This is a genomic window from Pseudomonas sp. (assembly GCF_033723075.1).
Lineage (GTDB): Bacteria > Pseudomonadota > Gammaproteobacteria > Pseudomonadales > Pseudomonadaceae > Aquipseudomonas.
In genome coordinates this window covers 1-14979 of the sequence record NZ_JAWVXU010000008.1, presented here as the reverse complement: position 1 = coordinate 14979, position 14979 = coordinate 1, and the positions used below count along the sequence as shown (strand labels likewise).

Annotated in this window: 11 protein-coding genes and 1 rRNA gene; 3 read left to right on the top strand and 9 right to left on the bottom strand. The window is 62.2% G+C overall.

What is annotated here, in order from left to right:
* Window positions 1-2 precede the first annotated feature (2 nt).
* The 5 genes from R3355_RS11170 to R3355_RS11150 all read right to left on the bottom strand — a co-directional run bounded on the left by R3355_RS11170 (window position 3) and on the right by R3355_RS11150 (window position 6023).
* On the bottom strand, window positions 3-791 hold the full coding sequence (locus tag R3355_RS11170; protein WP_318961255.1) for an energy transducer TonB: 789 nt from the start codon (window positions 789-791) through the stop codon (window positions 3-5).
* Window positions 788-2335 (bottom strand): 2-isopropylmalate synthase, encoded by a 1548-nt coding sequence (locus R3355_RS11165; RefSeq protein ID WP_318950803.1) that lies wholly within the window; start codon window positions 2333-2335, stop codon window positions 788-790. The genes R3355_RS11170 and R3355_RS11165 overlap by 4 nt, the downstream gene beginning before the upstream one ends.
* Before the next feature lie 405 nt (window positions 2336-2740).
* Window positions 2741-3985 carry a saccharopine dehydrogenase family protein gene (locus tag R3355_RS11160; RefSeq protein ID WP_318961254.1) on the bottom strand — a complete coding sequence of 415 codons (1245 nt, stop codon included), beginning with the start codon at window positions 3983-3985 and terminating at the stop codon, window positions 2741-2743.
* Between the two features lie 30 nt (window positions 3986-4015).
* Entirely contained in the window at window positions 4016-5113 is a 1098-nt protein-coding gene (locus R3355_RS11155; protein ID WP_318961253.1) for a carboxynorspermidine decarboxylase, read from the bottom strand.
* 301 nt (window positions 5114-5414) lie between these two features.
* Window positions 5415-6023: a hypothetical protein gene (locus R3355_RS11150; protein WP_318961252.1), complete on the bottom strand. Its 609-nt coding sequence runs from the start codon at window positions 6021-6023 to the stop codon at window positions 5415-5417.
* A 236-nt stretch (window positions 6024-6259) separates the two neighbouring features.
* On the opposite strand from R3355_RS11150, the gene mksB reads away from it, so the two are divergent.
* From mksB to mksF, 3 genes are all read left to right on the top strand, one after another.
* Complete coding sequence (gene mksB / locus R3355_RS11145; protein WP_318961251.1) at window positions 6260-7504, top strand: Mks condensin complex protein MksB; 1245 nt, start codon at window positions 6260-6262, stop codon at window positions 7502-7504.
* Window positions 7505-7579: 75 nt separating this feature from the next.
* Window positions 7580-8275 carry an Mks condensin complex protein MksE gene (gene mksE, locus R3355_RS11140; RefSeq protein WP_318961250.1) on the top strand — a complete coding sequence of 232 codons (696 nt, stop codon included), beginning with the start codon at window positions 7580-7582 and terminating at the stop codon, window positions 8273-8275.
* Window positions 8272-11106 carry an Mks condensin complex protein MksF gene (gene mksF / locus R3355_RS11135; RefSeq protein ID WP_318961248.1) on the top strand — a complete coding sequence of 945 codons (2835 nt, stop codon included), beginning with the start codon at window positions 8272-8274 and terminating at the stop codon, window positions 11104-11106. Before mksE ends, mksF begins: the two co-directional genes overlap by 4 nt.
* Before the next feature lie 60 nt (window positions 11107-11166).
* Here the strand turns inward: mksF and R3355_RS11130 are convergent, their stop codons facing one another.
* The 4 genes from R3355_RS11130 to rrf form a co-directional block, all read right to left on the bottom strand.
* Window positions 11167-13467, bottom strand: coding sequence for a PqiB family protein (locus R3355_RS11130; protein WP_318961247.1), 2301 nt, complete (start codon window positions 13465-13467; stop codon window positions 11167-11169).
* Window positions 13460-14083 carry a paraquat-inducible protein A gene (locus R3355_RS11125; RefSeq protein WP_318961246.1) on the bottom strand — a complete coding sequence of 208 codons (624 nt, stop codon included), beginning with the start codon at window positions 14081-14083 and terminating at the stop codon, window positions 13460-13462. Before R3355_RS11125 ends, R3355_RS11130 begins: the two co-directional genes overlap by 8 nt.
* On the bottom strand, window positions 14070-14729 hold the full coding sequence (locus R3355_RS11120) for a paraquat-inducible protein A (protein WP_318961245.1): 660 nt from the start codon (window positions 14727-14729) through the stop codon (window positions 14070-14072). The genes R3355_RS11125 and R3355_RS11120 overlap by 14 nt, the downstream gene beginning before the upstream one ends.
* Window positions 14730-14885: 156 nt before the next feature.
* Window positions 14886-14979: ribosomal RNA gene (gene rrf / locus R3355_RS11115) — 5S ribosomal RNA — on the bottom strand; the annotation flags it as partial.

The following is a 14979-nucleotide window of genomic DNA, read 5'->3' as shown; positions in this document are numbered from 1 at the left end:
GTTCAAGAGTCTGCCAGCCAGCGTTGCCGCACCCGGCGCATGGCCTGCCACAGCTGGGCCTTGCGCGCAGGCTCGTCCATCAGCAATTCCAGCCCGGGCAGCGCCCAGGCCGCACCCAGGCCGTCGATCTGCAACTCGCGGTTATAGACCTCGGCATCGGCGTCGCCCGCGAAGCGGATGGCCGGCAAACCGACCAGCCACAGGCAGGTGCACGGTTGCTGTTCTTCCAGGCGCGCAGCGACGAAGCTCTGTACGTAATCCCGTGCGGCCTGCGGCCCCTGGTCCATGCTGCCGCGCGCCAGCAAGGGCCAACGTACTGGCTCGCCGACCAGTTGCGGGCTGTCCGGCAGGCCGGCGGCGCGCAGCAGGTCCTTGAGCAACAGGTAGGCAGGGTCGCGGCCCTGCAAGGGCTCGCCGGTGGGCAGCTCGACCAGCACGGCGCAGTCGCCGGCGCGCAACAGTTGCAACGCGAAACGCGGCGGCGCGACTACCGACTTGGTCGGCATGGGCGTCTCGGCCGCGTTGGCGGTGTCCACTTTGGCGCTGCGGGGGACGATGCTGGGTCGCGGCACCTCGATCTTCGGCCGTTCGGCTAGCGGCTCGGGCCTGCTCGGCGGCACAGGTTCGCTAGCGGGCGCAGCGACCGGCTCGGCCACGACGGACACCTCAGGCTCTGCTGGTTGCAGCAGCTCCGGGCGTGAGGGCGCGGCAAAGGGCAACTCCACACGCGGCAGCCAACTGGCCACCTGCATGGCGCTCAGATAGGCGCGACGCCGCAGCTCTGCAATCAAACGTCAGCCACCTGCGGGTGAGCCTTGTGCCCGGCCTGCATCAGGTTCAGGGCATTGATATAGGCCTTGGCCGACGCCACCAGAATGTCGGTGTCGGCACCATTACCGTTGACGATGCGCCCGGCCTTTTCCAGGCGCACGGTGACTTCGCCCTGGGAGTCGGTGCCCTCGGTGATGGCGTTGACCGAGTACAGTTGCAGGCTGGCCTGCGAACCGGCAATCGACTCGATGGCCTTGAAGGTCGCGTCCACCGGACCGGAGCCTTGCGCGGCTGCACTGCGCTCCTGGCCATCGACACTGACCACGATCTGCGCCTGTGGCACTTCGCCGGTTTTGCTCGCCACTTCCAGGCTCAACAGTTTGAAGTGCTCAGGTGCTTCGCCGCTCAGGCTGTCGGAAACCAGCGCCTGCAGGTCTTCGTCAAAAATCTCGTGCTTCTTGTCGGCCAGATCCTTGAAACGGGCAAAGGCGGCGTTCAGTTCGCCCTCGCCAGCCAGGACGATACCCAGCTCCTCCAGCCGCGCGCGAAACGCCGCACGCCCGGAATGCTTGCCCATGACCATCTTGTTGGCATTCCAGCCAACCGACTCGGCAGACATGATCTCGTAGGTTTCCCGGTGCTTGAGCACACCATCCTGGTGGATCCCCGATTCATGGGCGAAGGCGTTGGCGCCGACGATGGCCTTGTTCGGCTGCACCGGGAAACCGGTGATGCCGGAGACCATGCGCGAGGTGCTGAGGATGTGCGGGGTATCGATGCGGGTGTGCACGCCGAGCAGGTCTGCGCGGGTCTTGATCGCCATGACGATCTCTTCCAGCGCGGCGTTGCCGGCACGCTCGCCGAGGCCGTTGATCGTGCATTCCACCTGCCGCGCGCCGGCCACCACCGCGGCCAGGGAGTTGGCCACGGCCAACCCCAGGTCATTATGGCAATGCACGGAGAACACCGCCTTGTCGGCATTGGGAATGCGCTCGAGCAACTGACGGATCATATCCGCGTACTGGTGCGGAATCGCATAGCCCACGGTATCCGGAATATTGATGGTGCGCGCACCGGCATCGATTGCCGCCTCGACAATCCGGCAGAGGAAATCGATTTCCGAACGACCGGCATCTTCGCAGGAGAATTCCACGTCGGCACACAGGTTGCGCGCGCGCTTGACCGCATGCACCGCCTGCTCGACTACCTGATCCGGCTGCATGCGCAGCTTGTACTGCATGTGGATCGGGCTGGTGGCGATAAAGGTGTGGATACGCCCGGAGTTGGCGCCCTTGAGCGCTTCGGCGGCGCGGTCGATATCGGCATCCAGCGCCCGCGACAGGCTGCACACGGTGCTGTCCTTGATGGCGTCGGCAATCGCCTTGACCGCGGCGAAGTCACCCGGGCTGGCGATGGCGAAGCCGGCCTCGATGACATCGACGCGCAAGCGCTCCAGAGCCTTGGCAATGCGCAGCTTCTCTTCGCCGGTCATGGAGGCACCGGGGCTCTGCTCGCCATCGCGCAGAGTGGTATCGAAGATAATCACGCGGTCATTGCTGCTCATTGGAAATTCCTCACGGCTACGCAGAAGCACAGACCCGACCTGGGGGCCTATGTCGATAAGCGCTGATTGTCGCGTGAAACGCCGCGGGCGGGAAGCGTGGAAAGCAGCGGCACGCTGCGCATCAAAGCGTAGGGCGGGTGCAACCCGCCAATGGACAAGAGACTCCGGCGGGTTGCACCCGCCCTACAGGTCGCTCTCGCCCATCAACAGTCAGAAACAGGCACGTAGGGTGGATGTCGCTTTTTACATCCACCAGCAGCAGGCCACGAAGAAACAGCGGTGGAAAACGCTTCGCGGTTTTCCACCCTACGCCAAAAAAGCAAAACGCCCGCCAAAATGGCGGGCGTTTTGCTAATCGAGCGAGCGCTGACCCGGCTTAAACCAGCCAGGCCGACGCGCAGCCGATCAGAGGGCCTGATCCCAGGGGCGGTCGCCGTTGGCGTCTTTTATCCGGGTCGGCAGGCCCATCGCGTCCAGCAGCTTGAGGAACGGCTCGGCCGGCAGCTGTTCAACGTTGGCCATGCGCGCCACATCCCAGTCGCCACGGGCGACCAGCAACGCGGCAGCGACGGGCGGTACGCCGGCCGTATAGGAAATACCCTGGCTATCGGTCTCGGCATAGGCATCGGCGTGGTCGGCGACGTTGTAGATAAACACCTCGACCGGCTTGCCGTCCTTCGTACCCTTGACCAGATCACCGATGCAGGTCTTGCCGCTGTAGCCCGGGGCCAGCGAGGCCGGATCCGGCAGCACGGCCTTGACCACTTTGAGCGGCACCACCTGCAGACCTTCTGCTGTGGTTACCGGCTGCTCGGAGAGCAGGCCGAGGTTGTTCAGCACGGTGAACACATTGATGTAGTGCTCGCCGAAGCTCATCCAGAAGCGCACGTTGGGCACGTTCAGGTGTTTGGACAGGGAATGCACTTCGTCATGCCCGGTCAGGTACAGATTCTGCTCGCCGACCACCGGCAGGTCGTCGGTGCGTTTGACTTCGAACATGCTGTTGCTGGTCCACTGGCTGTTCTGCCAGCTCCAGACTTGGCCGGTGAATTCACGGAAATTGATTTCCGGGTCGAAATTGGTGGCGAAGTACTTGCCGTGGGAACCGGCGTTGACGTCGAGGATGTCGATCGACTCGATGCTGTCGAAGTACTGTTGTTGCGCCAATGCGGCATAGGCATTGACCACGCCCGGATCGAAACCGACGCCGAGGATGGCGGTCACGCCTTTTTCCTGGCATTCGCCCAGGTGTTTCCACTCGTAGTTGCCGTACCAGGGTGGCGTTTCGCAGACCTTGCCCGGTTCTTCGTGGATGGCGGTGTCGAGGTAGGCAGCACCCGTCTCCATGCAGGCTCGCAGCACCGACATATTGAGGAAGGCCGAGCCGACATTGATGACGATCTGCGATTCGCTCTCGCGGATCAGTGCCTTGGTTGCTTCTACGTCAAGGGCGTTCAGGGCATAGGCCTTGATTTCGGCCGGCTGCTTGAGGCTACCTTTGGCCTTTACGCTGTCGATGATGGCCTGGCATTTGGAGATGCTGCGCGACGCGATGGCAATACGACCGAGTTCGTCGTTGTGCTGCGCGCACTTGTGGGCCACCACCTTGGCGACACCTCCTGCACCAATGATCAGAACATTCTTCTTCAATTTCTTTGTACCTCCTTTAACCGTCGGCCTTCAGGAAAGGCTGGACAGGTAGTCGTCGAACCCAAATTCACGAACCACCTCGACGCTACCATCGAGCTGTCGTACTGCAATAGCCGGCATTTTAAGGCCGTTGAACCAGTTTTTCTTGACCATGGTGTAACCCGCTGCGTCGATAAACGACAGCCGATCGCCGATGGCCAGCGGACGATCGAACTGGTACTCGCCGAAGATATCCCCTGCCAGGCAGGATTTACCGCACACCATGTAGCTGTACTCGCCATCGCAGGGCGCCATCTTGGCGTCCAGACGGTAGATCAACAGGTCGAGCATATGCGCTTCGATGGAGCTGTCGACCACGGCCAGATGCTTGCCGTTGAACAGGGTGTCGAGCACAGTGACTTCCAGGGAGGCGCTCTGGGTGATGGCGGCCTCACCCGGCTCCAGATACACCTGCACGCCATAGGTGTCGGCGAACATCTTCAGGCGCGCGCAGAACCGATCCAGCGGATAGCCGTCGCCGGTGAAGTGAATGCCACCGCCGAGGCTGACCCACTGCACCTGATGCAGCAGATCGCCGAAGCGCTCCTCGATGGTGCCGAGCATCTGCTCGAACAGCTCGAAGCTGTCGTTCTCGCAGTTGTTGTGGAACATGAAGCCGGAGATCTTATCCATCACCGTGGCAATCTTTTCCGGGTCCCACTCGCCCAGGCGGCTGAACGGGCGCGCCGGGTCGGCCAGCAGGTAATCGGAGCTGCTCACCTGCGGGTTGACCCGCAGACCGCGCACCTTGCCGGCGGAAGCGTCGGCGAAGCGCTCGAGCTGGCCGATCGAGTTGAAGATGATCTTGTCGCAGTTGGCGAGCATCTCGTCGATTTCGTCGTCGGCCCAGGCCACGCTGTAGGCGTGGGTCTCGCCGGCGAACTTCTGCCGACCGAGCTTGAGCTCGTACAGCGACGAGGAGGTGGTGCCGTCCATGTACTGCTGCATCAAGTCGAACACCGACCAGGTGGCGAAGCACTTGAGCGCCAGCAGCGCCTTGGCACCGGACTGTTCGCGTACATAGGCGATCTTCTGCAGATTGCCCAGCAGCTTTTGCTTGTCGATGAGGTAGTACGGCGTCTTGATCATCTGTGTGCCTATACAGGTCGGCCGGCAGGAAATCAGCAGCGCCAACCCCCTCCCCAAAAAGTGGAGGCGAATTGTGCCGATAACCGGCGCATATCGAAAGAGCAATGGGGATATTTCGTCTGACAACCGACCGTTGGCGACGCTTTAGCGCAAGCCAGGCCGGGCCGCAGCCAAGCTCGAACGCCCATGGCGTATGGCTGCAGGCGCCAGCAAGGATGAACAGCAGGGATGACAAATTCATGACAGCAATCTGCCATGAAAACGGGCTGGCAGCGGGTTGATTATTACGGCGCCAGACGTTTCAGTCCTGGCGAAACAGCTCGAGCAGGTGCCTGGCAATGGCGCCCTTGATCGCATCGATGCTCGACGGCGAGCAGTGCGCCAGCCGGGCCGGGTCAATGCGGTGCAGGTGCAGCGACGGCATGCGCGCCTCGAACCCGCGCAGATCCTCCTTGATCAACACCGGCAGGAACGATTCGCCCCTCGATCGATAGCGCTGGATCAGCAGCCTGAGGCCATCCTGAAACGGCAACTCCTTGGAGGCCACCAGACGATTGTGGCTGGGGATCTTCAAGTAGAGACCGGGGTAGCCCATGGTTTCGCCCGGCAGGATATGGATACCGGTGGGTTCAACCGCATGGACCGGGATGTCATGGAAGGTCTCACTCCAGCAACGCTCGTCCGGGAGGATGGTGATGCCACCATGATCGCTCTGCGGCACCACGAAGCTGTAGCTGCTGTAGAGCGTTGCCGCATAAGCCGAGTAGACACACAGGCGGCTCTCGAAGCGCTGCAGGAAGGCAATCGCCTCACGGCGGTCGGTGATGGCATCGAGATCCCAGGCCAGGTCGTGCTGATCCTGCAACTCGCGCCAACAGGCATCGACATGGGCGGCGGAGGTGGACGACATAGACTCGATCCCTGCAGGCGGTTTGATCTACTAACGCAGAAAACATGCCAGCAAATTCAGGCACTTGAACAGGGCTCCCAGCGTATTCAGCTAGCCTGATCACCACTAGTGCGGGCGCAAACTGCCACATTGCGTCACCTCGGCACGCAAAGCGCCTCCGATCGGTTCGGGTTCAATCGATTGCCGGGCGATGCAGTACAATCGGCGTTTTTCCCAGATTGAGCGACCGGCCTTCGATGATCGATCCCAAGCGCGTACTGCGCGCCCTTGCCGAACACTGGACGTTGCTCGAACCGCTCTGCGAGCGCTTCGACACCGGCACCCTGAGCCTGATCGAGCTGCGCAAACAGCTGACGGCGCAGTTGCCAGAGAGCACGCCGGTGGACATTACCGCCCTTCTCGATCAGTGGATCCGCCTGGATATCCTGGTGCCGGTGGCCAAAAGCCCCAACCGCTTCGAGCTGAACGCACAGATCCACGATTTTCTCGCCTACCTGCGCCGTGAGCACCGCCTGGGCCTGTGTCTGGAGATCGAGGCCTATTTGCGCCACCTGGAGCGTCTGGCCGGCTATATCAAGGACGCCTTCGAGGTGCGCGACGCCGCAGATCTGGCCCGCCAGCTGCGCCTGCTGGATATGCGCGTGCGTGACGTGCTGAAGAAACTGGCCAACGACGAGCAGGCGCTGGTCGCCGTGGCCGAGCGGGCCAAGACCAGCGACCGGCAGATCCCCCTGCGCCAGCGTTACGCCGAGGTGCTGGCGACCTGGGACGAGTACGTCGAGCCGATGATCCAACTGGTCGCCGCCGACGGCGCCTTCGAGCAGGGCGTCAACCGCGTCGAGCACGTGTTGCTGCGCCTGCTCGGCGAACAACAGCGCCTCGGCCAACTGGTCGACGACGACCTGCTGCTGCGCACCCACGCGCGCATCCTGGAGATGCAGACCACCGCCCAGCTGACCCTGCGCCGCGCCCGCGAGCTGCTGCTGCCGCTGCGCGAGGAAGCCCGCCGGCACAACGCCGTCACCCGTGGCGCGGCCCTGGCCCTGGCGGCGATCCGCCGTAAAGGTCTGGACGCGGTGCCGCAGGCGTCCTTGCCGCTGTTCAGCCGGCCGCAGAGCACCTTTCTCGGTACGGCGTCGCAGGTCGAGGCTTATGTCTATGCCCTGGCCCGCTTCGAACCCAAGCCGGCGCAATTCCCCAAGGCCAGCAGCACGCGCAAGGGCGAAGCACCGCGCGCGCCACGCACCGCCCGCGAGATGATCGAGCGCTGCGAACAGGCGTTGCCATTGCCGGATTTGATGAGCTGGCTGCTGGCACAGGAGCCTGAAGGCGCCACCGACGAACTGCTGTATTGGTTCTCGCGCCTGTCGCGTGACGCGCGCTTTCAGCGCGAACGCCTGGAGCGCCGCGACTATTTGACCGCCGAGCATCAGGTCAGCCTGAGCTCCTTTGCCTTGCTCAGATCATCAGCTGGGCCGTAGGGTGCGCCGTGCGCACCACCCACGAACCGCGGTGCGCACGGCGCACCCTACGCATAACGCGCTCAATGGATCGCCATGAATATTGACCTAAAAGAACTCAGCCAACTGGCACCGATCTTCCGCGAGCTATTCAAGGGTTATCACGTCAGCCGCCGCGACCCGGAGCTGTACGCTCAGCTGTCCAACCAGCAGGATCAGTACCGTGCGCTGTTCAAGGCGCTCGGCTATGAGCTGGTCTGCGACAGCCGCGGCTTCTACTATTTCGTTCCCGAGCAGATGGGCGCCCAGGTCAACAAGACCGCCCAGCGTTTGGCACTGTTCACCTTCATCCTGGTCGAGCACCTCGCCGACCAGGGCCGCGACCCGTTGGCCGTGCTCGACGGTGGCAGCCTCGGCCGCGATGAACTGCCGGCGCTGCTGGAAAAATACCGCGACCTGTTCCTCCAGGCCGAGGTCACCAGCGTCGAGGAGCTGGAAGAAAAAATCATGCGCCGCCTGAACCAGCTGGGCTTTGCCAGCGAAGAAAACGGCATCTACCGCTTCCTCGCGCCCATGCACCGCTTCCTTGATGTCTGCCTGAGTGTGCAGCAAGACCGCGACCTGGCCGCCACGCTGCACAGCGCCCTGCCGCTGCCAACCCCGGTGCTGCTGGACGATGAAGCCGAGGACGACATCATCAGCCTCGCCGAGGATGAGCCGGCTCTCGACGAAGAAGATGCCCTGGCTCGTGCCATGGCCGACGAACGCGCCGTACAGGAGACTCTCGCATGAGCCAGGAGCGCTATGGCATTCGCCGCTTTGCCCTGTTGAACACCGCCGGCTACAGCCTCGGCCTGTTTCCCCTGGAAAACCCGCTGTCGGTCTACGGCGCCAATAACCTGGGCAAATCCGCCTCGATCAACGCCCTGCAGTTCCCCATCCTGGCACGCATGTCGGACATGAGTTTCGGCAAGTACAGCCTGGAGCAGTCGCGCAAGTTCTACTTCGCCACCGACACCAGCTACATCCTCGTCGAAGTCGCCCTGCCCCACGGCCCCCATGTGATTGGTGTGGCCGGGCGCGGTCCGGGTGGCGGTTTCGGTCACCAGTTCTTCGCCTACCAGGGCGAACTGGACCTGGCCCACTACCAGAAGGACGGCACCTGCCTGCGTCAGCGCGAGTTGTTCAACGCCCTGGAGCGTGACGGCATCAAGGCCTTTGAACTCAAGCCGGAAGAGCTGCGCCGCCTGCTGGTCGGCGGGCACACCTCGATCCCGCTGGACCTGACCCTGATCCCGCTGCGCTCGACCAGCGAGCAGAGCCTGAAAACCTTCCGCGCCCTGTTCATCAACCTGCTGCACATGCGCGAGATCACCGCGGCCAAGCTCAAGCAGCTGTTCCTCGATGCCTTCGAGCACAGCCTGCGCTCGGGCAGCGTCGACTATATCGCCGCCACCGAAGAGGCGTTCCGCGATGTGCGCCGTATGGAGCAGGACTACCAGGCGCTGGTCAGCGCCGGTCCGCTGATCGAAGCCCTGGCCGCCGGCGTGACCCAGCGCGAACAACTGCGCGGCAAGTTGCATCGCCTGTCGCCGCTGCTCGACTCCCTGCTCGGCACCTGGCAGGACTATGCCGGCGCGCGCCGCGAAGAGCTGGTGATCCAGGCCGAGCATTACCGAGACGAACAAGACGGCCTGCAGCACGAGCAACGCGGCGGCACCGCCGAGCTGATGCGCATGGAGCGCGAGATCAGCGAAATTCAGCGCTGGCTCGGTGAGCTGGCGGTACTGAAGAACCGTTTCGCCCTGGTCAGCGACGTGCAAGTACTGGAGGCGCAACTGCTCGCCGCCAAGGACGCCCACGACGAACTGGCCGGCGCCCTGGCGCAGTCACGACAGTTCTCCAGCGAGGATCTGGACGAGCGCCTGCGCGATCTGGACAAACGCCTCAAATCGGTCAAGCAGCAGCTCGAACACGCCGACAACAACAGCTACTCGCGCCTGCGCGAAGAGTTCTCCCAGGCCGACGTCGATCGCCTGATGCGCCTGTTCAATGGCCAGCTGTTCAGCCTGCCGCTAGGCGAGAAAGGCATTCAGGTTGCCGATGGCGATGCCTGGGTGAAATCCCTGGAAGCCGTGCTGGATGGCTTCAAGGGCGAGCGCTTCGAAGTGCCCGGCCTGTCCATCGACCTTTCCCATATCGAGCCGCCGGCCCTCCAGGCACTGGCCGACCGCGCCGCGCTGCGCGACCAGAAAGACCGCCTCGAGCGCGAATACAAGCAATTGAAAACCCAGCAGGCGGTGGCCGCCGACCGCGCCGCCAGCAAGGCTCAGTCCGAACAGTTGTACCAGGCCGTGCTGGACGCGCAGAAAGCCCTGGAGGACTTCCGCCGCAGCCAGACCCTGGCGGTGGAAGAAGACGCCAAGCTGGAACAGCTTGCTCAGTTGGAGGCGGCGCAGGATGGGCTCAAGCGCAGCAGCGATGCCTTTACCGAGCGGGTGCAGCAGCTGTCCGCCAAGCTGCAACTGATCGGCCGTCAACTGGCCGATCTGGAAGCCAAGCAGCGCACCCTGGAAGACGCCCTGCGCCGACGCCAGTTGCTGCCGGCCGACATGCCCTTCGGCGCGCCATTCACCGATCCGGTGGACGACTCGCTGGATAACCTGCTGCCCCTGCTCAATGACTACCAGGACGCCTGGCAGGGCCTGCAGCGGGTCGACGGGCAGATCGAAGCCTTGTATGCCCAGGTACGCTTGAAAGGCGTGGCCAAGTTCGACAGCGAGGACGACGTCGAGCGCCGCCTGCACCTGCTGGTCAACGCCTACGCCCACCGTCAGGACGAAGCCATCACCCTGGCCAAGGCGCGCCGCGCCGCGGTCACCGATATCGCCCGCACCCTGCGCAATATCCGCAGCGACTACGATAACCTGGAACACCAGCTGGCCCTGTTCAACCGCGAGATCAACAAGCGTCAGGTCTCCAACCTGGAGAGCTTCCGCATCGTCCTGGCGCCGAACAAGGAGGCGCTCAAGCATATCGACCAGATCATCCACAGCGCCGGCCAATACGAGCAAGGCGAGACCCTCTCGGTATTCGATCTGCATCAGAGCGCCGATCAGGACAGCAAGAACGAGGAAGCCAAGGAATACCTTGCGCGCCTGGTCGCCGCGAACAACAACCAGCTGGGCCTCAAGGATCTGTTCGAGCTGGCCTTCGAAATCACCAAGGTGCATGGCCAACCGGTGATCCACACCGACATCGACGGCGCCGCGTCGAACGGCACCACCATGACCATCAAGGCGCTGACCAACATGTACCTGTTGCTGCACCTGATGGATCGCGATCAGGCCGGACGTATTCGCCTGCCCTACTACCTGGACGAGGCGGCGGACATCGACGAGAAGAATCAGCAGGCGCTGATCGAAACCAGCCTGCAGCTCGGTTTCGTGCCGATTCTGGCCTCGGTCAAGCCCCAGGTCTCGGCCCATGTGGCCATCGACCTGGAAGGCGGTAGCGGGCCGAACGGCATCTATATCGACGAAGCGGATTGGAAGTACATCCAGCGTCGGGGAACCAGCAACCTGCAGCCCCCCCAACCTGTCGAGGTGGTCGAGCCGGCCTGAACCAGTAGTCACATATAACCAGGCCCGCCTATGCGGCCCTGGTTATATGCGCCTTGCCTATTATTTCGGCAAGGCGATCTTCGGCGCCCAGCGCAGCCACTCTTCCTGCGGCTCGTCGAACAGGGCAAAGGTCTGTCCCTGCCTGGCCTGGTTGCTCGTGGGCTCCTCTGGAGTGGCAAACGCCACACCGCCTTCGATAATAGTTTCCAGGGATTCGCTACGCACCTTCACCCCCTTGAACAAGCCCGCTTCGACACCGATGCCGGAGGTACTCCAGAAGCGGCTGCCGGTGCGCACCAGGCCGGCATAACGCGGTTCGACCAAGAGATGGATCAACACCCGATCCGCGGTCGGCCCGAGCTCATAGCCGGTCACCTTGCCCACCGGCACTTCGCGGTAGGTCACCGGCACACCGGATTTCAGTGAGCTGCGCCGCGCCGCGCTGAGCACCAGGCGCAAGCCAAGCTCGCTCATGGCCTGATTTGGCGGTTCGGTTAGCGCAACAAACTCGGTCTGTTTGACTCCAGCCCTATTCGCCGGCAGCACTTCCAGGTACGGGCCACTGACCAGGGTATCCAAGTTGGTCACCCGGGTCAGGCTGAGCTCCGGCTTGACCACCCAGAACTGGCTACCCACCCGGGCGATCTGCTGAGTCGCCAGGGTCACGCGGGCGTGCAAAAGTACCGCCTGCAGGTCATCGCTGAGCTCGATACTGTCGACCTGGCCGACATCCAGGCCTCTGTAGCGAATCGCTGTACCCGGGCCCAGGCCATCGCCGCGGTCCACCCGAATGCTAATCGCCACGCCATCGCGCATGGCCACTGCGCGACTCTCGTATAGATGAAAGCGTGGCACTCGTCTGGCTGGTGCCGGGGCCTGCAGATCCGTGGTATCGAACCCGATGCCGCCAGACAACAGGGTCTGCAGCGACTCGCTCTTGACCTCGAGCCCGGACAAACCGCCTTTCAAGGTAATCCCACTGGCATTCCAGAACCGCGTTGAGCTGTTCACCAGATGCGCGTACTCGGGCTCGACATGTAGACCCAAAACCACCCGTCGGTTATTGCGCGAGAGCTGAACGCTCTGCACCGACCCGACCGCCACTTGCCTATAGAGGACCGGGCTACCGACCTCCAGCGAACCACGGTAATCGCTGAACAGCACCAGGTGCAGGCCGGGCGCGTCCAGATTGAGCGGCGGCGCCTTGGGCCGCGCCTCGAAGTCACGCTTGGCCGCAGCACCTTTTTCGCCGGGGCGCACGGCAATGTAATTGCCCTTGACCAGAGCCTCGAGACCGGTGATCCCGGCCAGGGAAATCGAGGGTTTGACCACCCAGAACTCGGTGCCTTCAACCAGAAAATCTTCGGTACGCGGATCGAGAGTCAACTCGGCCAAGGCGCCGGTGAGGTCATCATTGACCTTGAGCGCCTTCAAGGTGCCGGCCTGGATCCCGTTGTACAGCACCGGCGTGCGTCCGGCCTGCAATCCTTCGAAATCGGTCATTTTGACCAACACCCTGATGCCGGCCTGGGCCGCTTCAAAATCTTCATACAGGCGAAACGGGATGCTCGGGTCAGTCGCCGGACTATCCGTGCGATGTTCCGGCGTGGCGAAGGCGATCCCTCCCGCCACTATGCTGGCCAGCGACTCACTGCGCAGCTTGAAGCCCGACAATCCGGCGTCGATGCTGATGCCGCTGGCATTCCAGAAACGCGTATGTTTACGCACCAGAGCGGCATAAGTCGGTTCGATATAGAGCTTCACCTCTACCGTGCTCTGATCGTCGGCGAGGCCATAGCTTTTCACCCGGCCTACCTGAATCTGTTTGTAGAACACCGGACTGTCACGGTTCAGTGAGCCGAGGCGCTCGGCCTTCAGGGTCAGGTGCAACCCAGGCCGATCATCCGATAAAGGGGGAGGCTCGGGCAGCGCCACAAACTCCAGAGCCGGTTCACCGTCACCTGGACTGACCGCAATGTAGTTACCCGACACCAGGGTTTCCAACCCGGTGATGCCCACCAGGCTCACGCTTGGTTTGACCAGCCAGAAGCGTGTATTGCTGCGCAGATGCGGCTCAACTTTCTTGTGCATTTCCACAGTGGCGACAACCCCGAGGTTCGGGCCACTGTCGTCCAAAACCATAGCCTTGACCTTGCCGATCGCCATGCCCTTGTATATCACTTCCGTCTTGCCGGCCTGAATGCCTTCACCACTGGGGAAAATCACCTGAATTTCGATCCCCGCCTCGCTATAGGCGCGCCAACCCAGCCAGGCACCAATCAGCAAGGCAATCAGCGGCAATACCCAGATGGCAGACCAGTTGGAAGCAGGGCGCGTTCTCGCCATGGGTAAATCAGTCATGGTCGGCATCCGACTCCGTGTTATCCCAAATCAAGCGGGGATCGAAAGTTAAAGCTGCAAGCATCGTCAAAATCACCACGCTGGCGAAGGCTATCGAGCCGAAACCAGGCTCGATACTCGCCAGACTGCCGAACTTGACCACGGCCACGAGAATCGCAATGACGAAAATATCCAACATCGACCAGCGCCCAATCCACTCGATAAAGCGGTACATGACAATCCGCTGGCGTACCGACATGGGTTGCCGGCGCTGCACCGAATACAGCAGCAGGGAGATACCGACCAATTTGAAGGTCGGCACCAGAATACTGGCAATGAACACCACCGCGGCAATCGGCAGCATTCCGAGATTCACCAGCTCGATGACGCCCGACATAATGGTGTCAGACTGTCCCTTGCCCAGCGAATTAACGGTCATGATCGGCAGCAAGTTGGCGGGGATGTACAGCAGCGAGGCAGTCAGCAGCAATGCCCAAGTGCGGACCAGGCTGTCAGGACGACGCGCATGGATGACGCCCCCGCAGCGCGTACAGAACTGCTTATGACTGTCAGGCTCCAGCTTATTCAGCTTATGGCATTCGTGGCACACCAACAGGCCCGCATCAATCGCGCGCATATGCATCCTCCCCGGATAACGCCCGCCAGATCTGATGCGGGGACATCGTCACCTCCAGCCACACCTGAACCAATAGCAAACCCACGAAACACAGCAAGCCCATCCCCAGGCTCAAGTCAGCAATATCGGCCAGCTTGACGATTGCGACCAGGATGCCCATCAAATAGACCTCGAGCATGCCCCAATCACGCAGGTGGTGATAAATCCGGTAGAACAGCAACCCATAGCCACGACCAATGTCCCAGGCAATGCTCAGCAACACCAGTAACTGGCAGAGCAGCTTGAGCAACGGCACCGCCATGCTACAGAGAAACACCACCACCGCCACGCCCTGCATGTCGCTCTCATACAGCCCAACCACACCACTCCAAATCGTGTCCTCGGTCGTTTGACCGAGCAGGTTGAGCTGCATGATCGGCAGGAAATTGGCAGGAATGTAAAGCAGCAAGGCCGCAAGCACCAGGGCCAGGCTACGTCGTATGACTTGGTGGCGGTGCGAGTAAAGCTCATAGCCGCAACGCGGACACTCGGCTCGCTCACCATCAGCCAGCGGCGGCCTGCGCATCAAGAGATCGCACTCATGGCACGCAACCAACTCATCCAGTGACAGCGTCGACAAGTCATGAGTGTCAGCCGAATCGGCCATATGCAAAGGCTCAAGCGAAGTGAATGACTATTCTAGACGAGCAGAGCACAGAACCGTGCCTCTGACATAGCTGGACGGGTTGCCTTCACCTGGCCTTTCTCGCGCGCAAAGACAAACCCCCCACCTGCCTACGCAGATGGGGGGTTTGGAATACAAGCTTGACGATGACCTACTCTCACATGGGGAAACCCCACACTACCATCGGCGATGCATCGTTTCACTACTGAGTTCGGGATGGGATCAGGTGGTT